The sequence below is a fragment of the Pseudomonas sp. MWU12-2345 genome (assembly GCF_023242385.1).
GTDB classification, from domain to species: domain Bacteria; phylum Pseudomonadota; class Gammaproteobacteria; order Pseudomonadales; family Pseudomonadaceae; genus Aquipseudomonas; species Aquipseudomonas gingeri_D.
Genome location: NZ_JALLJA010000021.1, coordinates 41875 through 61536 on the forward strand (window position 1 = coordinate 41875; position 19662 = coordinate 61536).

The 19662-nt window shown below is 62.2% G+C and carries 19 protein-coding genes and 1 other RNA gene; 11 read left to right on the forward strand and 9 right to left on the reverse strand.

What is annotated here, in order from left to right:
* Positions 1 to 30: 30 nt before the first annotated feature.
* Positions 31 to 585, reverse strand: a complete 555-nt coding sequence (locus M5C71_RS28975; protein ID WP_100942078.1) for a YecA family protein — start codon at positions 583 to 585, stop codon at positions 31 to 33.
* Positions 586 to 730: 145 nt separating this feature from the next.
* On the opposite strand from M5C71_RS28975, the gene M5C71_RS28980 reads away from it, so the two are divergent.
* From M5C71_RS28980 to M5C71_RS28995, 4 genes are all read left to right on the forward strand, one after another.
* Entirely contained in the window at positions 731 to 940 is a 210-nt protein-coding gene (locus M5C71_RS28980; RefSeq protein ID WP_100942079.1) for a TIGR02449 family protein, read from the forward strand.
* Positions 937 to 1254: a cell division protein ZapA gene (locus M5C71_RS28985; protein ID WP_103496097.1), complete on the forward strand. Its 318-nt coding sequence runs from the start codon at positions 937 to 939 to the stop codon at positions 1252 to 1254. Before M5C71_RS28980 ends, M5C71_RS28985 begins: the two co-directional genes overlap by 4 nt.
* Positions 1255 to 1285: 31 nt before the next feature.
* Positions 1286 to 1464, forward strand: a non-coding RNA gene (gene ssrS, locus M5C71_RS28990) — 6S RNA.
* An 86-nt stretch (positions 1465 to 1550) separates the two neighbouring features.
* Positions 1551 to 2156 (forward strand): 5-formyltetrahydrofolate cyclo-ligase, encoded by a 606-nt coding sequence (locus M5C71_RS28995; protein WP_248769344.1) that lies wholly within the window; start codon positions 1551 to 1553, stop codon positions 2154 to 2156.
* Between the two features lie 33 nt (positions 2157 to 2189).
* Here the strand turns inward: M5C71_RS28995 and M5C71_RS29000 are convergent, their stop codons facing one another.
* Positions 2190 to 2348 carry a hypothetical protein gene (locus M5C71_RS29000; protein WP_103496095.1) on the reverse strand — a complete coding sequence of 53 codons (159 nt, stop codon included), beginning with the start codon at positions 2346 to 2348 and terminating at the stop codon, positions 2190 to 2192.
* Positions 2349 to 2532: 184 nt separating this feature from the next.
* Between M5C71_RS29000 and M5C71_RS29005 the strand changes: the two genes are divergently transcribed.
* From M5C71_RS29005 to M5C71_RS29020, 4 genes are all read left to right on the forward strand, one after another.
* Complete coding sequence (locus M5C71_RS29005) at positions 2533 to 2982, forward strand: EVE domain-containing protein (RefSeq protein WP_248769345.1); 450 nt, start codon at positions 2533 to 2535, stop codon at positions 2980 to 2982.
* Between the two features lie 245 nt (positions 2983 to 3227).
* Positions 3228 to 4193, forward strand: a complete 966-nt coding sequence (locus M5C71_RS29010; RefSeq protein ID WP_248769346.1) for a biotin/lipoyl-binding protein — start codon at positions 3228 to 3230, stop codon at positions 4191 to 4193.
* The gene (rbbA, locus tag M5C71_RS29015) at positions 4190 to 6913 is read left to right on the forward strand and encodes a ribosome-associated ATPase/putative transporter RbbA (RefSeq protein WP_248769347.1); all 2724 of its coding nucleotides are present in this window, start codon (positions 4190 to 4192) and stop codon (positions 6911 to 6913) included. The genes M5C71_RS29010 and rbbA overlap by 4 nt, the downstream gene beginning before the upstream one ends.
* On the forward strand, positions 6913 to 8031 hold the full coding sequence (locus tag M5C71_RS29020; RefSeq protein WP_152736728.1) for an ABC transporter permease: 1119 nt from the start codon (positions 6913 to 6915) through the stop codon (positions 8029 to 8031). Before rbbA ends, M5C71_RS29020 begins: the two co-directional genes overlap by 1 nt.
* Positions 8032 to 8033: 2 nt before the next feature.
* Here M5C71_RS29020 and M5C71_RS29025 read toward each other — a convergent pair whose 3' ends face one another.
* A complete protein-coding gene (locus M5C71_RS29025) occupies positions 8034 to 8450 on the reverse strand; it encodes a flagellar basal body-associated protein FliL (RefSeq protein ID WP_103496090.1) in 417 nt (138 codons plus the stop codon).
* 156 nt (positions 8451 to 8606) lie between these two features.
* On the opposite strand from M5C71_RS29025, the gene M5C71_RS29030 reads away from it, so the two are divergent.
* Both M5C71_RS29030 and M5C71_RS29035 read left to right on the forward strand, forming a co-directional pair.
* Positions 8607 to 9584 carry an NADPH:quinone oxidoreductase family protein gene (locus tag M5C71_RS29030; protein WP_248769348.1) on the forward strand — a complete coding sequence of 326 codons (978 nt, stop codon included), beginning with the start codon at positions 8607 to 8609 and terminating at the stop codon, positions 9582 to 9584.
* 110 nt (positions 9585 to 9694) lie between these two features.
* Entirely contained in the window at positions 9695 to 10288 is a 594-nt protein-coding gene (locus M5C71_RS29035; RefSeq protein WP_248769349.1) for a flagellar basal body-associated protein FliL, read from the forward strand.
* A gap of 18 nt (positions 10289 to 10306) precedes the next feature.
* On the opposite strand, the gene M5C71_RS29040 is transcribed toward M5C71_RS29035, so the two are convergent.
* From M5C71_RS29040 to M5C71_RS29050, 3 genes are all read right to left on the reverse strand, one after another.
* Positions 10307 to 11392, reverse strand: a complete 1086-nt coding sequence (locus M5C71_RS29040) for a CyaA/EF/ExoY family adenylyl cyclase toxin (RefSeq protein ID WP_248769350.1) — start codon at positions 11390 to 11392, stop codon at positions 10307 to 10309.
* Positions 11393 to 11609: 217 nt separating this feature from the next.
* A complete protein-coding gene (locus M5C71_RS29045) occupies positions 11610 to 12257 on the reverse strand; it encodes a gamma-glutamylcyclotransferase (RefSeq protein ID WP_103496086.1) in 648 nt (215 codons plus the stop codon).
* A 26-nt stretch (positions 12258 to 12283) separates the two neighbouring features.
* On the reverse strand, positions 12284 to 14680 hold the full coding sequence (locus tag M5C71_RS29050) for a TonB-dependent receptor (RefSeq protein WP_248769351.1): 2397 nt from the start codon (positions 14678 to 14680) through the stop codon (positions 12284 to 12286).
* Between the two features lie 307 nt (positions 14681 to 14987).
* Here M5C71_RS29050 and M5C71_RS29055 point away from each other — a divergent pair, with 307 nt between their 5' ends.
* Positions 14988 to 15470, forward strand: coding sequence for a sn-glycerol-3-phosphate transporter (locus tag M5C71_RS29055; protein ID WP_248769352.1), 483 nt, complete (start codon positions 14988 to 14990; stop codon positions 15468 to 15470).
* Between the two features lie 169 nt (positions 15471 to 15639).
* Here M5C71_RS29055 and M5C71_RS29060 read toward each other — a convergent pair whose 3' ends face one another.
* From M5C71_RS29060 to rho, 3 genes are all read right to left on the reverse strand, one after another.
* Positions 15640 to 16608, reverse strand: coding sequence for a CDP-6-deoxy-delta-3,4-glucoseen reductase (locus tag M5C71_RS29060; RefSeq protein ID WP_248769353.1), 969 nt, complete (start codon positions 16606 to 16608; stop codon positions 15640 to 15642).
* Positions 16608 to 18074, reverse strand: coding sequence for a 4-hydroxy-3-polyprenylbenzoate decarboxylase (ubiD, locus tag M5C71_RS29065; RefSeq protein WP_103496083.1), 1467 nt, complete (start codon positions 18072 to 18074; stop codon positions 16608 to 16610). The genes M5C71_RS29060 and ubiD overlap by 1 nt, the downstream gene beginning before the upstream one ends.
* Positions 18075 to 18202: 128 nt before the next feature.
* A complete protein-coding gene (rho, locus tag M5C71_RS29070; RefSeq protein ID WP_100942095.1) occupies positions 18203 to 19462 on the reverse strand; it encodes a transcription termination factor Rho in 1260 nt (419 codons plus the stop codon).
* Between the last annotated feature and the right edge of the window lie 200 nt (positions 19463 to 19662).

Sequence of the window (19662 nt, forward strand, 5' to 3'; positions counted from 1 at the left end):
GGCAGATGGAGCTCCCTGTCTGAAGGCTTCTTAGTGCAGAGAAGGCTTGGCAGCCGGTTCAGCCGGTTTGTTGATTTCGGTGAACAGCAGCAGCGGCGCGACCCGCAGGTATTCCATGACTTCCATATAGTCGCTTTCGCCGTCGTCGGACTCTTCCAGGGCTTCCTGCACCTGGGCGATGGCCGCCAGGTCCTGGAGCACCTCGGTGGCCTCGACGCTCAGGGCGTTGGCGCGATAGGTCAGGCCGAAACCGGCGAGAAAGCCCTGGCACCACTGGCCCAGGGCAATCGCGCGCTCGGTCAGGGGCGCATCGTCGGTGGGCAGCAGCAGGACAACGGTCATGTCGTCGCTGGTAAGCTCGCCCTTGACCATCTCTTGCAGGCCGATCAGGGCGTTGCGCACGTTGTCTTGCGGTTCGCCTTCGAGCAGCTCGGCGGCGTCCACCAGCCAGCTGTCGGCTTCGAAGCCGGCACCGGCGCAACTGCGGCCGAGCAACAGGCCGTGCAGTTCGGCCGGCGAGACAGGATGACCGCTGGTGCTCAGCAGGGTGGCAAAGGCGTTATACGGGGAATTCTGAATGGGCATGGGCGGCTAGGCGCCAAGCGGCGCAATGTCTAGAATGAAGGCCTTGTATCCTAGCATTCGCGCACGAGCCAGACCATCGGCCGTCCAAACGTTTGCTCCGCGCTGTGATTACTACCGCTCATCAGTCATATTCAGTGGATACCCGATGGAAGACACCGACCTGCACGCGCTGATGGCCAGACTCGAACTGTTGATTACCCGGGTCGAGCAACTAAAAAGCCAAAATGGACTCTTACTAGCTCAGGAAAAGACCTGGCGCGAGGAGCGCGCAACCCTCATTGAAAAAAACGAAATCGCCCGGCGTAAGGTCGAATCCATGATTTCGCGCCTCAAAGCCCTGGAGCAAGACTCATGAGTTCAAGCAATAACGTGACCGTGCAGATCCTCGATAAAGAATATTCGATCATCTGCCCGCAGGAAGAACGCAGCAACCTGGTCAGTGCCGCTCGCTACCTGGACGGCAAGATGCGCGAGATCCGCAGCAGCGGTAAAGTCGTCGGTGCCGATCGCATCGCCGTGATGGCCGCGCTGAACATTACCCACGACCTGCTGCACCGCCAGGAACGCCCGGATGTGCAGGCCAGCGGCTCGACCCGCGAACAGGTGCGTGATCTGCTCGAGCGTGTCGATTTGGCGCTGTCCACTGATCCGGACAACAGCAAAGGCTGATTCCTACAGCGAGTTTCGGGTATACTGATGCCACTCCCTGGAGTGCTTGCCAGTTGGTGATGTCCCTGAGCCGATTCGCAAAACCACGGGAGTTGCACGTTGGGGCCGGTGCGCATGTCCGCTAGACGGAAAGCCTTAAGGCCTCCTGCAACTTCCACCTTGAACTCTCGGGTTCAAGGGCTAAGCCGACAGCGGTACGTCGGGGAGCCTGATTTCAACCCAGTGCCGGCTTTCACTGCCGGCATTGGTGTTAACGAGTTGCCGTCCTGGCCGCTCGATTGCCCAAGCCAGATGCCATGACCGAACCTGCGCCGCCTTCCCGCCCGCAACTTCGACGACTGCTGCGCAAAGCCCGCCGCGCGCTCAGCGCCAGCAAACAGCGCCAGGCTGCCCGTGGCCTGTATCGGCAATTGGCGCAACACCCGCTGTTTCGCCGCGCCCGCCATATTTCCCTGTACCTGCCCACCGACGGCGAGATCGATCCGCGCCTGCTGCTGCGTGAAGCACAACGGCGCGGCAAGCACACCTATCTGCCGGTGCTGAGCGCCTGGCCGCGCACGCGGATGGTGTTCCAGCGCATTCGGCCGGGGGAGAAGCTGCAACCCAATCGTTTTCGCATCCTTGAGCCAAGGGTCAAGCTGGCCGCGCAACGCAAGGTCTGGACGCTGGACCTGGTGCTGCTGCCACTGGTGGGTTTCGATGTGGAAGGCGGACGACTGGGGATGGGCGGCGGTTTCTATGACCGCAGCCTGGCGTACCTGGCCCGCCGTCAAAGCTGGCGCAAGCCGACGCTGCTGGGGCTGGCCCATGAATGCCAGAAAGTCGCGAAGTTGAATCAGGCCAGCTGGGATGTGCCGTTACAGGGCACGGTCACCGACCGCGCCTGGTATTTCGCGCAATAAAGAATCGGTTGGATCCGGCAAGAACCGCCGGGATCAGCGCTTGAACAGAGTCGACTGCTGAGGCTGCTTCTGGACGATTTCCACCGGCACGTCTTTCTTGCCGGACCAGAGGCCCTGGGCATAGCCCGTAGTGACCACGCCCAAACCGAACAAAATCACCAAAATCCATAGTAAATCCGGTTTGCGTTTCATCGATTGCCCCCCTAGGCAAATGATCCACGATGACAGCAACGGTTTTCGTTATAGGCCGTGCAGCAGCGTCAAGCTTAAAATCCCGGCATTTTGCGATAACGTGAAGCACTACGCAAACACTGGCGTCAACCGACCGTCGGTTAGTGCCCGAAATTGCCCGACAAATTGCCCAAGGAGCAAAACCATGGCCTATTGGCTGATGAAATCCGAGCCCGACGAACTGTCCATCGAAGGCCTGGCCAAGCTCGGCGAGACACGCTGGGATGGCGTGCGCAATTACCAGGCGCGCAATTTCCTGCGGGCGATGGCCGCCGGTGATGAGTTTTTCTTCTATCACTCCAGCTGCCCGGAGCCGGGGATTGCCGGGATTGGTCGGATAGTGGCGGCGGCGTACCCGGACCCGACGGCGCTGGACCCCGAGAGCGCTTATCACGACCCCAAGGCCAGTGCCGAGAAGAATCCCTGGAGCGCGTTGCAGGTGGCCCATGTGGAGACCTTTGGCAAGGTGCTGGGGCTCGGCTATCTGAAGCAGCAGGCCGAGTTGGCGGAGATGCCGCTGGTGCAGAAAGGCAGCCGATTGTCGGTGATGCCGGTCACAGCCGGGCAGTGGGCAGCGGTTCTGGCTTTGCGCTGAGCCTACTGGCCTCTTCGCGGGCAAGCTCCGCTCCCACAGTACAGTGTCGATCACGGATTTTGTGCACGACACTGACCTAATGTGGGAGCGGAGCTTGCCCGCGAAGAGGCCGGCACGAACAACACAACATCCAACGATGCACCCTGCACTCGATTCAGGTTAGGCTTGCCGTTCATTTGACCAATATCAACGCGTTTCGCCGCGTATCCGGTCAAAATTGGACGCTACTGACGCAGGATGCCGTAATGTCGATGAATCAACACAGTTCCCGTCTTTTCGCCGCTGCCCTGCTCGTGCTGCTGGCCGCCGCCGGTGGCTTCGGCTACTGGAAATCCCTTCACGACCGCCTGCCCGAAGGCCTCGGCATGGGCAACGGCCGCCTTGAAGCCACCGAAGTACAGATCGCCAGCAAAACCCCGGGCAGGCTGGCCGAAGTGCTGGTCAACGAAGGCGACAAGGTCACCCGGGGCCAACTGCTTGCCCGCCTCGACACCCGCACCCTCGAAGCCCAGCGCAACCAGGCTGAAGCCGAAGTGCTGCGCGCCCGCGAGAACTTCGCCGCCAACCAGGCCAACGTGCAACTGCGCCAAAGCGAACTGTTGCTGGCCGGCCAGGAGCTCAAGCGCTTTCGCGAACTGTCCCAGCGTGGTTTCGCCAGCGGCCAGGTGATCGACCAGCAACAGGCCCGCTACGACACCAGCACCGCCGCGCTGACCGCCGCCAAGGCCCAGGTCTCGGCCACCAACGCCGCCATCGGCGCGGCCCAGGCCCAGGTCGCCCAGTTGACCAGCGAAATCGATGACAGCAGCCTGCGCGCGCCCCTCGACGGCATCATCCAGCTGCGCCTGGCCGAACCCGGGGAAGTCCTCGGCGCCGGCGGCCGGGTGTTGCTGCTGATCGACCCCAACGACCAGTACATGAACCTCTACCTGCCCGCCTCCGTGGTCGGCCGCCTGACCCAGGGCGACGACGCGCGGATCCTGCTCGACGCCCTGCCCGAACATCCCCTGCCGGCGAAAGTCGCCTTCGTCGCCGCCAAGTCGCAGTTCACCCCCAAGGAAGTGGAAACCCGCGACGAACGGCAGAAACTGGTGTTCCGGGTCAAACTGCGCCTGACCGAACCCGCCGCCGTGCCCCAGGCCAAACCCGGCATGCCCGGCGCCGGTTACGTGCGCACAAGTCCCGTGGACTGGCCGGCCAACCTGAAATGAGTGACCTGGCGCTACAAGCCAGTGGCATCCAGCATCGCTACGGCGATCAGCAGGCCCTGATCGACATCGCCTTCAGCCTGCCCGCCGGTACCCGCTGCGGCCTGATCGGCCCGGACGGCGCCGGGAAATCGAGCCTGCTGGGACTGATCGCCGGGGTCAAGAAACTCCAGCAAGGCCAGTTGCAGGTGCTCGGCGGGGCCATCGACGAGCGCCGCCACCGCAGCAGTCTGTACCCGCGCATCGCCTTCATGCCCCAGGGCCTGGGGGGCAACCTTTACCCCGACTTGTCGATCAGCGAAAACATCCGTTTCTTCGCCACGCTGTTCGGGCTGGGCAAGGCCGAGTGCGACCTGCGCATGCACAGTCTGCTGCGCGCCACCGACCTTGAGCACTTCAGCGAGCGGCCGGCCGGCAAACTCTCCGGCGGCATGAAGCAGAAGCTCGGCCTGTGCTGTGCGCTGATCCACGACCCCGACCTGCTGATCCTCGACGAGCCCACCACCGGCGTCGACCCGCTGTCGCGGCGGCGCTTCTGGGAACTGGTGGATGAATTCCGCCGCCAGCGCCCGCAGTTGACGCTGCTGGTGGCCACCGCTTATATGGAGGAGGCCGAACAGTTCGAGCACTGCCTGATGCTCGACCGTGGCCGCCTGATCGCCGCCGGCCTGAGCCAGGAACTGGCCGCCAGCACCGCGAGCGGCAAGCTCGACGACGCCTTCACCCATTTCCAGGGCGACAGCGGCCACGACAACCAGCCCCTGGTGATCCCGCCCCGGGACGCCGGCCAGACCGATATCGCCATCGAAGCCCACGAACTGACCTTGCGCTTCGGCGACTTCACGGCGGTGAACAAGGTCAGCTTCGCCATCGGTCGCGGCGAGATCTTCGGTTTTCTCGGTTCCAACGGCTGCGGCAAGACCACCACGATGAAGGTCCTCACCGGCCTGATGCCCGCCAGCGAAGGCAGTGCCACGCTGCTCGGCAAACCGGTGGACGCCGCGGACCTGGCGACCCGCAAGCGGGTCGGCTTCATGTCCCAGAGTTTCTCGCTGTACGGCGAACTCAGTACGCGGCAGAACCTTGAATTGCACGCGCGCCTGTTCGACCTGCCCAAGGTCGACAGCGCGACCCGGATCGAGGAACTGATCCAGCGCTTCAACCTTGGCGAGATCGCCGACCAGCCGTCCGGCGCCCTGCCCCTGGGCCTGCGCCAACGCCTGTCGCTGGCGGTGGCGGTACTCCATCGCCCGGAAGTGCTGATCCTCGACGAACCCACCTCAGGGGTCGATCCGGCGGCACGGGATGACTTTTGGCGCCTGCTGATCGAGCTGTCCCGGGAACAGGGTGTGACGATCTTTCTCTCCACCCACTTCATGAACGAAGCCCAGCGCTGCGATCGCATTTCCTTGATGCATGCCGGCCAGGTGCTCGCCTGCGACACCCCCGATGCCCTGCAACGGCAGTTTCACGGCGACACCCTGGAGGCCGCCTTTGTCCGCTGCCTGGAGCAGGCGCAGGGCAGTTCGCCGGAACCGCAGGCCGCCAGCGGTGACACAGCGCTGCCATCGTCCGGCCTGGCACCGAACAAGACCGGTTTCAGTCCGGCGCGCTTGCTGGCCGTGGCCAGCCGCGAAGGCAAGGAACTGCTGCGCGACAAGGTGCGACTGGCTTTCGCCCTGCTGGGATCGCTGTTCATGATGGTGATCTTCGGCTACGGGATTTCCCTGGACGTGGAAAATCTTGCCTTCGCCGTCTATGACCAGGACCAGACGCCACAAAGCCGGGCCTACCTGGAAGCCTTCCGCGGCTCGCGTTACTTCGAAGAGAAAACCCCGATCCGCGATGCCGCGCAACTGCACCAGCGCCTGCAACGCTCGGAGATCAAGCTGGCGCTGGAGATCCCCCCGGGCTTCGGCCGCGACCTGTATGCCGGGCGCCAGCCCACGGTCGCCGCCTGGCTGGACGGCGGCATGCCGTTCCGCGCCGAAACCAGCCGCAACTATGTCGAGGCCGTGCACCAGGCCAACCTCGAGCAACTGGCGGCGCAAAGCAGCCCGGCCTATGACGCCCGCCCCGCCGCCCGACTGGAAACCCGCTTTCGCTACAATCAGGACGTGGTCAGCGTGAATGCCATCGGCCCCGGCGTCATGGCGCTGATCCTGGCCTTTATCCCGGCGATGCTCACCGCCCTGGGCATTGTTCGGGAGAAGGAGCTCGGTTCGATCACCAACTTCTATGCCACGCCCCTGACCCGCCTGGAGTTCCTGCTGGGCAAGCAGGCGCCGTATCTGGTGGTCAGCCTGATCAACCTGGCCCTGCTGGTGGCGATGAACCGCTGGCTGTTCGGCGTGCCCTTCAAGGGCAGCGGCCTGACCCTGGCCCTGGGCGGCATGCTCTATGTGCTCGCGACCACCGGCATGGGCCTGCTGATCTCGGCCTTCACCCGCACCCAGATCGCCGCGATCCTCGGCACCATGATCATCACCAGCCTGCCGACCATCCAGTTTTCCGGATTGATCGTGCCGCGCTCGTCGCTGGAAGGCGGCGCCGCGTTGATGGGCATGCTGTTCCCCGCCGGGCACTTTCTCGATATCGCCGTCGGCACCTTCACCAAGGCCCTGGACCTGCGCGAACTATGGCCGCAGTGCCTGGCGTTGTTCGGGTTCTTCGTCGCCTTTACCGGCCTGAGCCTGCTCATGCTCAAGAAGCAGGAGGCCTGATGCACAAGCTCGCCCATATCCTGCGCCTCGGCATCAAGGAACTGACCAGCCTGCGCCATGACAGCGTCCTGCTGCTGTTCCTGTTCTATGCCTTCAGCGTGGCGATCTACATGCCCGCGGCCGGCTCGGTGATCGGCGTGCACAACGCCAGTGTCGCCCTGGTGGACGAGGACCGCAGCGCGCTGTCGCGCAAACTGGGCGATGCCCTGCAACCGCCGGAATTCCAGCGCCCGGCGCCGTTGGCCTACGACCGCCTGGACGCGGCCCTGGACAGCGGCCAGTACACCTTCGTGATCAATGTGCCGGCCAACTTCCAGAGCGACCTGCTGGCCGGCCGCTCACCCACCGTGCAGGTCAACGTCGACGCCACCGCCATGAGCCAGGCATTCATGGGTGCCGGCTATATCGGGCGGATCTTCCAGCGCGAACTCCTCGAGTACGGCGGCCAGGCCGACGCCGCGAGCCAGACGCCGGTGCTACTGACCAGCCGGGCGTTGTTCAACGCCAACCTGGAGGGCGGCTGGTTCCTGGCGGTGATCCAGATCGTCAACAACATCACCATCCTGGCGATCATCCTCACCGGCACCGCACTGCTGCGCGAACGCGAGCACGGCACCCTGGATCACCTGCTGGTGCTGCCGCTCACGGCCCTGGAAATCATGCTGGCGAAAATCTGGAGCAACCTGCTGGTGGTGGTGATCTGCACCTGGGTATCGCTGGAAGTGATCGTCAAGGGCGCGCTGGGCGTGCCGTTGGCCGGCTCGTTGGGCTTGTTCCTGGGGGTGACGGCGCTGTATCTGTTCGCCAGCACGGCCCTGGGGATTTTCCTCGCGACCCTGGCCCGCTCGACTCCGCAGTTCGGCCTGCTGGCGATCCCGGTGATCATCCCCATGCTCCTGCTGTCCGGCGGCAGCACGCCGCTGGACAGCATGCCGACCTGGCTGCAATGGGTGATGCAGGGCTCGCCGTCGACGCACTTCGTCAGCCTGGCGTCGGCGATCCTGTTCCGCGATGCCGGGGTCAGCGTGGTCTGGCCCGACCTGCTGGCGCTGGCGGGCATCGGCCTGGTGTTCTTCAGCGTGGCCCTGGCGCGGTTCCGCAGGAGCCTGGCGTCCTAGGTTTACTGAACGATCAGGTTATTGAACAGCAGGTCCTCGACCACCGGCTTGCCGGTTTCGTCGCTCATCACCTGCTGAACCTGCTTCAGCGCTTCCTGGCGCATCTTTTCCTTGGCGTCGACGTTGCTCATCGAATCCACGGTCTGCTGGGCGAACAGCGCCACCAGTTGGTTACGGATCAACGGCTCGTTGGCCTTGACCGCCTTGGCCGCTTCCTCGCCGGTCACGCGCAAGGCCACATCGGCCTTGTAGACCTTGAGTTTCGGACTGCCATCAAGACCATAGTTACCGACAAACGGCGGCGTCAGGCTGATATAGCTGACTTTCGGACCCGCGCCTTCCCCTTCCTTGGCTTCTTCCGCCGCCACTGCCGCCAACGGCAGGGACAAGGCCAACATCAACATGATCAACGCTTTCACAATTCGCTCCTTATCCGGTTTGCGGCCTAGCATAGCGACCCGCACCGCCCTGCCCAAGCAAAAGCTTATGGCGGACTATCAGGGTGGGGCATGCTCGTTGACCCTTCGACTCACACACCTACACTTATCGGCCATCACTCCCAAAGGAATAGCCCGATGAAAGCCGTGCTCTGCAAAGCCTTCGGCCCCGCCGAAACGCTGGTGCTGGAAGAGGTCGCCAGCCCGGTGCCCGCAAAGAACGAGATCCTCTTGCAGGTACACGCCGCCGGGGTGAACTTCCCGGACACGCTGATCATCGAGGGCAAATACCAGTTCAAGCCACCCTTCCCGTTTTCCCCGGGTGGCGAAGCGGCCGGCGTGGTCGCCGCGGTGGGCGAGAAGATCAGCCACCTCAAGGTCGGCGACCGGGTGATGGCCCTGACCGGCTGGGGCAGTTTTGCCGAAGAGGTGAAAGTGCCCGGCTATAACGTGCTGCCGATCCCCCCCGCCATGGACTTCACCACCGCCGCCGCCTTCAGCATGACCTACGGCACCTCCATGCACGCCCTCAAGCAGCGTGCGCAGTTGCAGCCAGGGGAAACCCTGCTGGTACTCGGCGCCTCCGGAGGCGTGGGCCTGGCCGCCGTGGAAATCGGCAAGGCCATGGGCGCCCGGGTGATCGCCGCCGCCAGCAGCGCGGAGAAGCTGGCGGTGGCCAAGGCCCTCGGCGCCGATGAGCTGATCAACTATGGCCAGGACAATCTCAAGGATGAAATCAAGCGCCTGACCGACGGCAACGGCGTCGACGTGATCTACGACCCGGTCGGCGGCGACCTGTTCGACCAGGCCATCCGTTCCATCGCCTGGAACGGCCGCCTGCTGGTGGTGGGTTTTGCCAGCGGGCGAATCCCGGAGCTGCCGGTGAACCTGGCACTGCTCAAGGGTGCGGCGGTGATCGGGGTGTTCTGGGGCTCGTTCGCCCAGCGCCAGCCCCAGGACAACGCCGCCAACTTCCAGCAACTGTTCAACTGGTTTGCCGAAGGCAAATTGAAGCCACTGGTATCGCAGACCTATCCCCTGGCGCAGACCGCCCAGGCCATCAATGACCTGGCCCAGCGCAAGGCCGTCGGCAAAGTGGTGGTGCAGGTGCGTTGAGCCGCTGACGACAGTTTCACCCGGCACGCTGCCTGAATACCGCTATATTTTGCCCATGGCCCGGGCGCGCTCATGACGAGCGCGCCCCTGCATCCCATCGAGGCAAATCCATGCTCAAACTGCTACAGACCCTGCTCCCCGGCGTACTCGCTTTCTCGGCGCTGATACTTGCCACACCGGCCATGGCCCACAAGGAAGTCGGCTTGAGCGATGTCACGGTGCTGATCGTCCGCCACGCGGAAAAACCCGACCAGGGCCGCGGGCTCAGCCCCGCGGGCGAACATCGGGCCCAGGCCTACGCCAGCTACTTCGATCCCTTGTCGCTGGACGGTGCGCAACTGACCCCGCAACGCCTGATTGCCACCAGCGACAGCAAGGAAAGCGACCGGCCACGCCTGACCCTCACCCCGCTGTCGCTGCGCTTGAACCTGCCCATCGAACAACCCTACGCCGACGACGAGGTCGACAAGCTGGTCAAATCCCTGGGCAAGGACAACAGCGTGCCGGTGGTACTGATCGCCTGGCACCACGGGCATATCGACAACCTGATCGAAGCCTTCGGTGGCGATGCGAAAAAGCTCACCGGCTACAAACACTGGCCCGAGGAGGTGTATGACTGGCTGATCGTGCTGCGCTTTGACCACAAAGGGCAGTTGATCGAGTCCCGCAGCGAAAAGGTCGATGAACCGCCGTTTCCCGGCTGACACCGAAAGGGGGCGGCGCTACACCTCGTAGTGTCCTTCCCGGCTTACTGTGAGCCCCAACTGACGATGCCAACCCGGATTCAGGCCGAGGACATAGTCAAAGCTCAACACACTGAGCAGGTGCTTCACATCGTGCACATTCCGGGCGCAATAGGCCTCTTCATGTGGGGTAAAGAACAGGCAGGGAAAATCAATGTCCGAAACCAGCGGACGCCCCGCTTCGTCGCTGTGGTGCACCACATCTCCGCCCTGATAGCCTTCCGTACGAACCGCAGTGTTCAGCGCGGTCCGGAGTAGATTGATACGCGGCGTGATGTTGCCCAGGTGGGGATCCTCATGCTGGATAAAAGACTTCAGCCCCTGACGCAGGCGATCACTGCCCGGCACCCGACGTCGGTCCGCCCCTGAGCGGGAATAGCTGCTGCGCCTGGGGAAAACCGCCCACAGGTCATAATCACAGGTGGTCGCGGCCCGATAAGTCTGGCGCACCTCCACCGGGCAATAGGGGTCGACAATGGCCATGACCGGGAGCAGGTTTGTCCGATCCTGTGCCTGGTTGAGTCCCGTCAGGCTATTGGACAGGCGGCTTTCCTGCGGTCCATAAAACACGCCCCAGAGTCCCTCGCCCTTGGTGCCCGCCACACCCGTTGTATATTTCAATATGAAACTCATGGAAACACCCGTTGGACCAGACGCCATATAACGCATTTCCTGGTTATTCCCACCCACCAGCGTCATGCACTTCAGCTGAGTTTCCAGTGCCTTGCGTCGCTCATTGGTTATATACAACGGCGTCTCGTCGCCCCCTGAACTGACTGCTCCTTGCAAGGCTTTACGCTGACTGGCGATATCCGGGTTTTTGGTAAATCTTGGATCCGCCAGGACAAACCCGGCCATCGGCCCCCAGGTGCAACTTTTGGCTTTATTGTGAAAGCCCTTGGTGGCATAACTTTCCAACAACAACCCCGTGGCGCAAGGCCCCACGGCCCGCACGGCAATGACACACTCATGAGTGTCGGCCACACGCTGAAAGGCTCGGCCATGTTGTATTGGCATGCCGGTACTGACAATGGCAGATAGCCCACGCACTATATTCAGTTTCATATGGAGCTTTACCCGAGTGCAAAAGATCACTCGTTATAGCACTGCCCCAGCTCATTCATGAACGCGGATAATGAAACAATTCTTGAACATAAAAACGGCCCCACAAAGAGCCTCTCTCTTTGATAACGTCTTCCACATCGATATCAAATAGCGCTTTTGAAGATTATAAAAATAGGGCGGTATATTTCACTGAATGGTTTTAAACATCGCCGTGATATTAATGCGAGGCCGAACGGCAGCGCTTGAGTCGCGCTTCCAGATTGCGATCCGGCATGGCGTGGCTGCGCAAGGCGCTGGCGGTCTGCTCGACGTAGTCGCGGGTGGTGCCATAACGCCCACAGGCGCTTTCGAGCACCTGGTTCAGCACATGGTCCGGCAGGTTGCCGGCATAGCTGGGCAAGTGCCGCTCGAGCACGAAACCCAGCGCCTGAACCGTCTGCCCCGTGGCCAGGCGGCAATTGAGCCAGTGCGGCCGATAGGACGGCACCGGCATCTCCCGCTGCCACAAGGCATAGAGCGACGCTTCCAGCTGATCGTCCGGCAACCGATAGGCAAAACCGCTGCAGGAACCGCCGCGATCCAGGCCGAACACCAGCCCCGGAAACTCCGGTGTGCCCCGGTGTTCATGGGACCACAGGTACAAGCCCCGGTGGTAACCATGAACCCGCCCGCGCACCCGCTCCACGGCGGAGCACTCGGGACGCCAGATCAACGAGCCGTAGGCGAACAGCCAGACCGGTCCGCCCTTGTGCCGGGCCATGGTGGCCTGCATGGAGCAGAGCAGTTGCTCGTGGGTCAGTTGCGCCCCCAGTTCCAGGCGCGGCGGATAGGCCAAACTCGACAACGCGGGATCGATAGCGGTCATGACGAATTGCGCGGGGTTCCTGATCATTACCAGTTGTAAGTCACTTTACCGTAATAAAACGCACCGCTGTAACCGTACGGCGAAAAAGTGCTGTAGGCCAGGTTGCCGCCGTTGCTGGCGTAGGCATTGAGTTTCTCCGGGTATTTGTCGGTGACGTTGTCGCCGCCCACGGTAAAGGTCCAGTTCTTCAGCTTGTAGTCCGCCGCCAGGTCCAGCAGCCAGGCCGCCTTGAAGGTTTGGTCATAGGTCGGATCGGCCTGGTAGCTGGTGAAGGAACCATAACGCACCAGGGTCGTGTGCAGCGTCCAGTTGCCGTAGTTGAAGTCGTTACCCAGGGTCAGTTTCTGCTCCGGAGTGCTGTCACCCAGCAGACCGAGCTCTTCACGGCGGTCCACCCGCAACAGATTGACCCCCAACTGATTGAGAATCGCCGGGTTGGCCTTCACGTCGGTGACCTTGGTGTGATTGAAGTTGTAGCCCAGGGTGCTGTTCCAGCTCACCCCGTTGTCCAGCTGGTAGCGATAGTTGGCCACCAGGTCGATGCCGTCGGTGCGGGTACTGGTTGCATTGGTGAAGTAGCGGGCGCTGGTGTAGTTGATATTGCCCACACCGTTGGCCTGCAGATAGGCGATCGCCGCGTTGTTCAGCGACAGGTTGGACGACAGGCTGATGCGGTCGCTGATATCGATCCGGTAGATATCGGCGGTCAGCGTCAGGTTGTCCGTCGGCTGCAGCACCAGGCCGAGGCTGTAGTTGCGGGACTTCTCCGGTTTCAGATCATCGGAGCCGAGCAACCGCGCCACTTTGCCGTTGGCCGGGAACACCCCGGTTTCCTGCACGGTCGAGCCGATCAGTTGCGAGGAGGTAAAGGCGAAGTTCTGCTGGGCCAGGGACGGTGCGCGGAAGCCGTTGGAGACGCTGCCGCGCAAGGCCACCTGCGGGGTGAAATCGTAGCGCGCCGACAACGAGCCGCTGACGTTGGCACCGAAGTCGCTGTAGTCCTCGCGACGTACCGCCGCCGAGGCACTGAGTTTTTCCGTGAAGTTGGTTTCCAGGTCCAGGTACTGGGCGAAGTTATGCCGCGAATAGCTGCCGGCATCCGATTCGCGGAAGCCGCCGAGGCCGGAGCTACCGGTCTGGTAATAGGACTCAGGCTGGCCGGCGCTGATCTGATAACCCTGGCGCAGGTATTCGCCGCCGAACGCCACGGACACCGGATACGGCAGCCAGCCGAGGCTGAATTCCCGCGACAGGTCCAGGCTCAGTTGGCGCTGGTCGTTGCTCAGGGTGCCGTTTTCAAATTTGCGCGGGGTGTTCAGGCCCAGGGAGGTGTTGATCGTCTCGGTGCTCAGGTCGTACTGGTTCTTGCCGTAGTTGGCGGACAGGTCGTAGTGCCAGTTATCCGTCAGCAGGCCGCGCAGGCCGACCACCAGGGAAGTGTCCTCGAGGTCGCCGCGAATCAGCGGCAGATAACCGTTGGGGAAGATCGCCGGAAGGTTGTTCGAGGCATTGCTGGCGCGATAGAAGCCGGCGGTTTCGCCCCGGCGCTTGCTATAGCCACCGAAGCTGTAGAGTTCGGCGGCGTCGTTGAAGCTGTAAGCCGAGTTGAAGGCCAGCTTGCCTTCGTCGCTGGCCGGCTCCCCCTGGCGGAACACTTGCTGGCCATAGGTGGTGGAACCGACGCTGGCGGGACGGTAGTCGTTACCGGCACGGTTGGTGTAATCGTTGTCGGCACCTTCGCCGGACAGGTTGAAGTAACCGTTATCACCGATGGCGAACCCGCTGTTGCCGGAGATCTGCCGCTGGATACCGTCGCCCTTCTTGTATTCACCGAATTTGCTGGAGATCGAACCGCCATGGTCGGCGTTCTTGAGGATGATGTTGATCACCCCGGCAATCGCGTCCGAGCCGTAGCGGGCGGACGCACCATCGCGCAGCACTTCGATATGGTCGATCGACGACAGCGGGATCGCATTCAGGTCGGTCGGAGCCGAACCCCGGCCCACCGCGCCACCCAGGTTGACGAAGGCGCTGGTGTGGCGCCGCTTGCCATTGACCAGCACCAGCACCTGGTCCGGTGACAGCCCGCGCAATTGCGCCGGGCGCACCAGCTCGGCGCCGTCCACCAGGCTCGGACGCGGGAAGTTGATGGACGGAATCAACTTCGCCAGCACCGTGCCCAGCTCATCCGAGCCGGTGCCGCGCAGGCTGTCGCCGCTGATCACATCGATGGGCGACAGCGACTGGCTGGCCGTGCGCTCCTGGGAGCGCGTGCCGGTGACGATAACGGTGTCGAGCTTTGGCGCTTCGGCGCTTTCCGCCTCGGCGGCAGCCGTCGAACTGAAGGTAAAAGCGCTGGCGGCGGTCAGCAAATGTGCCGACAAAATCGCCGTGTACAAACGTTGTTGCGTGTTGCTCCCCATACCGCTCCCCTTTGAATCCAAGGTCGAGGCGTCTTGCCCCGAGTTCGCACGATCGGTCCGTGTGGCGAACGGTGTCGGTCATTGTGGTGTTGATTGGCAGATACAAAGCCGGTGGTCCGATGGGCATATAGCCTAATGTTATGTAAAAAATAAATTAAATATCAAAATCATATAACGATAAGCTAAACATCGCGTACGGGAAAACCCCTACAGATATTTCAGAGGCCACGATCTGATAATCCGATTTGGACTTACGTATAACGGCCGCCTACTTCAATCGCTACGGTTTCACCAGGGGCCAATGACCATGAACCCATCACTCCTTATCCAGGCCCTGTGCCTGTTTCTGCTGGCGCCCAGCGCCTGGGCGTCGAACGATTCGGACGCGGCTGACAAGGGCTTCTGGTACCTGCAAACCAGCGTCTTCACCCGCCATTTCTCACCGGACCCGGACCACAACAATCACCAGGACCTGATCGGCCTGGAGCGCAATGACGCTTCGGGATTTCTGTATGGGGCGGCGACGTTTCGCAACTCGTTCAGCCAGCGTTCGTATTACGCCTATGCGGGTAAACGCTTCGAGAGCGCCGACTATCCGGTGTACCTGAAAGTCACAGGTGGCTTACTTCAGGGATACAAAGGCGAATATCGCGACAAGATCCCGCTGAATCACCTGGGCGTTGCGCCGGTGATCATTCCTTCCGTCGGCGCGCATTATGGGCCGGTGGCGGCGGAGGTGGTGTTACTGGGTTTTAATGCGGCGATGCTTACCGCCGGGGTGCGTTTCTGAGGGATTTGCAGCGGTCTTGAAGCCCTCTTCGCGGCGATACGGCGTCCCGACAAGCCCTGCTCCTACAGTTCTGTGTCGTACACAAAATCTGCAGTCGACGCCGTACTGTAGGAGCAGGGCTTGCCCGCGAAGGCGATGGAACAGGCGCAGAAGAATCAAACGCCAGGCACTAAGGCCTGGGCGCGTAGGCAAACACATCGGCACGCATCTGATGTGCATCCATCCCGGCGTTCACCAGTGCATCCAGCGTCGCATAGATCATCGCCGGCGAGCCGCTGGCATAGACACTCACCCCAGACAGGTCGGCAATGTCTTCGCGGACCGCCTCGTGCAGCATCCCGCAACGCCCTTCCCAGCCACACAGATCACTGACCACCTTGTGCAGGAACAGGTTCGGCAGTTGCTTCCACTCCTCCCAATGCTCCAACGTGTAGAAGTCCTCGGGCCGGCGCACGCCCCAGTACAAGTGCACCGGGTACTGGAAGCCACTGGAACGGCAATGCTCGATCAGGCTGTTCATCTGCGCCATGCCGGTACCCGCCGCGATCAGCACCAGCGGCCCCTCGGGCAGTTGGGCCAAGTGGGTATCGCCAAACGGCAGTTCGACCCGCGCCATGCCGTTGCGCCGCAACTGCTCGATCAAACCCTGGGCACTGGCTTCTCGCACCAGCACATGCAGCTCAAGATCGCGCCCGGCATGGGGCGCCGAGGCCAGGGAAAACGCCGATTTCTCACCGTTGTCGCGCTCGATCATCAGGTACTGGCCGGCGTGATAACGCGGCGGCTTGCCCGCCGGCGCGCGCAGGCGCACGCGCCAGACATCACCACCGATCTCGGCGCATTCGATCAACTGACAGGCCAACTTGCGCACCGGCAGTTCTCCTTGCGCGAGCACGCCATCCCAGAGCACCACACAGTCTTCCAGGGGTTCGGCAATACAAGTGTAGAACTCGCCGTGGTCACGCACGTCACCGGCCTGCGCGACCCGCCCTTCCACCAGCAGCGCGGCGCACACATGGCAGTTGCCGTTGCGACAGCTCTGCGGGCAGTCATAGCCCAGGCGCCGGGCACCGTCGAGAATCCGCTCGCCGGGCCGTATCTCAAGCACGGCGCCGGACGGCTGCAAGGTCACACGCATCAATCTATTCCTAACTGATTCCAAATGGCATCGACCCGTCGGGTCACGGCCTCATCCTTGACGATTACCCGGCCCCACTCACGCGTGGTCTCGCCGGGCCATTTGTGCGTGGCATCGAGCCCCATCTTCGAACCCAGGCCGGACACCGGCGAGGCGAAGTCAAGGTAGTCGATCGGCGTGTTATCGATCATCACCGTGTCGCGCTTGGGGTCCATGCGCGTGGTGATGGCCCAGATCACGTCGTTCCAGTCGCGGGCGTTGATATCGTCGTCGGTGACGATAACGAACTTGGTATACATGAACTGTCGCAAAAACGACCAGACACCCAACATGACGCGCTTGGCGTGGCCCGGATACGACTTCTTCATGGTGACGATGGCCATGCGGTACGAGCAACCTTCCGGCGGCAGGTAGAAGTCGGTGATTTCCGGGAACTGCTTCTGCAGGATCGGCACGAACACTTCGTTCAGCGCCACGCCGAGAATCGCCGGCTCATCCGGTGGCCGGCCAGTGTAGGTGCTGTGGTAGATCGGCTTGATCCGGTGGGTGATGCGTTCAACGGTAAACACCGGGAAGCTGTCGACTTCGTTGTAGTAGCCAGTGTGATCGCCGTAAGGGCCTTCCGGGGCCATTTCCCCCGGATGGATCACACCTTCCAGGACGATTTCCGCCGACGCCGGCACTTGCAGGTCATTGCCACGGCACTTGATCAGCTCGGTGCGGTTACCCCGCAGCAGGCCCGCGAAGGCGTATTCGGAGAGGCTGTCCGGCACCGGGGTCACGGCACCGAGAATGGTCGCGGGGTCCGCGCCCAGGGCCACCGACACCGGGAACGGCTGGCCCGGATGCTTCTCGCACCACTCGCGATAATCCAGCGCACCGCCACGGTGGCTGAGCCAACGCATGATCACCTTGTTGCGGGCAATCACCTGCTGGCGATAGATACCGAGGTTCTGGCGGTCCTTGTTCGGCCCCTTGGTGACCGTCAGGCCCCAGGTGATCAGTGGCGCAACGTCGCCCGGCCAGCAATGCTGGACCGGCAACTTGCCGAGGTCGACGTCATCGCCCTCGATGATGATTTCCTGGCAGGGCGCATCCTTGACCACCTTCGGCGCCATGGCGATGATCTTGCGGAAGATCGGCAGCTTGGACCAGGCGTCCTTGAGCCCCTTGGGCGGCTCCGGCTCCTTGAGGAAAGCCAGCAGCTTGCCGATTTCCCGCAGTTCGCTGACCGCTTCGGCGCCCATGCCCAGGGCCACGCGCTCGGGCGTGCCGAACAGATTGCCGAGTACCGGGATATCAAAACCGGTGGGGTTCTCGAACAGCAACGCCGGCCCCTTGGCCCGCAGGGTGCGGTCGCAGACCTCGGTCATTTCCAGGACAGGGGAAACCGGAACCTGGATGCGCTTGAGTTCGCCGCGCTGTTCCAGGCCGCTGATAAAGTCGCGCAAGTCGCGATACTGCATGCGTGAGCCTCGTAGATCCGTGGCGTTCGGGGTGGGCAGTTTACCCGGTTCGCCCCGATACCGCGCAATCGAACAACACCCGGACAGCAAAAAGCCGGGTTTCCCCGGCTTTTGCGGCCCTGCTCGACTTACTTGCGTTTCATCGACAGGAAGAACTCATCGTTGGTCTTGGTCTGTTTCAGCTTGTCGATCAAGAACTCGATGGCAGCGACTTCATCCATCGGATGCAGCAGCTTGCGCAGGATCCACATGCGCTGCAACTCGTCGTCGGCAGTCAGCAACTCTTCGCGGCGGGTGCCGGAACGGTTGATGTTGATCGCCGGGAAGACGCGCTTTTCAGCGATCTTGCGGTCCAGGGGCAGTTCCATGTTACCGGTACCCTTGAACTCTTCGTAGATCACTTCGTCCATCTTCGAGCCGGTTTCAACCAGCGCGGTGGCGATGATGGTCAGCGAACCGCCTTCCTCGATGTTACGCGCGGCACCGAAGAAACGCTTTGGCTTCTCCAGGGCGTGGGCGTCGACACCACCGGTCAGGACCTTGCCGGAGCTCGGGATCACGGTGTTGTAGGCACGGGCCAGACGGGTGATGGAATCGAGCAGGATGACCACGTCTTTCTTGTGCTCGACCAGGCGCTTGGCCTTCTCGATGACCATTTCGGCCACTTGCACGTGACGGGTTGGCGGCTCGTCGAACGTCGAGGCGACCACTTCGCCGCGCACGGTGCGCTGCATTTCGGTCACTTCTTCCGGACGCTCGTCGATCAGCAGGACGATCAGGTGCACTTCCGGGTTGTTGCGGGTGATGTTCGCCGCAATGTTCTGCAGCATGATCGTCTTGCCGGCTTTCGGCGGTGCCACGATCAGGCCGCGCTGGCCTTTGCCGATCGGCGCACAGAGGTCGATCACGCGACCGGTGAGGTCTTCGGTGGAACCGTTACCGGCTTCCATCTTCATGCGCACGGTCGGGAACAGCGGCGTCAGGTTCTCGAAGAGAATCTTGTTCTTCGCGTTTTCCGGACGGTCGAAGTTGATCGTGTCGACCTTGAGCAGAGCGAAATAACGCTCACCTTCCTTCGGCGGACGGATCTTGCCGACGATGGTGTCACCGGTGCGCAAGTTGAAGCGGCGGATCTGGCTCGGCGAGACGTAGATGTCGTCCGGGCCGGCCAGGTAGGAGGCATCCGAAGAGCGGAGGAAGCCGAAGCCGTCCTGGAGGATCTCCAGCACGCCATCACCGGAGATTTCCTCGCCGCTTTTCGCGTGCTTTTTCAGCAGGGAGAAAATCACATCCTGCTTGCGCGAACGGGCCATATTTTCTATGCCCATCTGTTCGGCCAATTCGAGCAGTTCGGTAATCGGCTTTTGCTTGAGTTCAGTCAGATTCATATAGGAATGACGTAATCATTTATGGAGGGGGGAGAAATTAAGCTTTTGGCTTAATGAGGCCGCGCCGCGGAGAAGGCGACAGGATCGCGTACTTGTTCGAAAAGGAGAGCGTCGGCGACGGCTTGCAGGGGGCAGTGGAGAAACCAGTGCGGGGCCGAATGTAACACCTGCAATTGTGAACGTCTAGCCCCTGACAACGA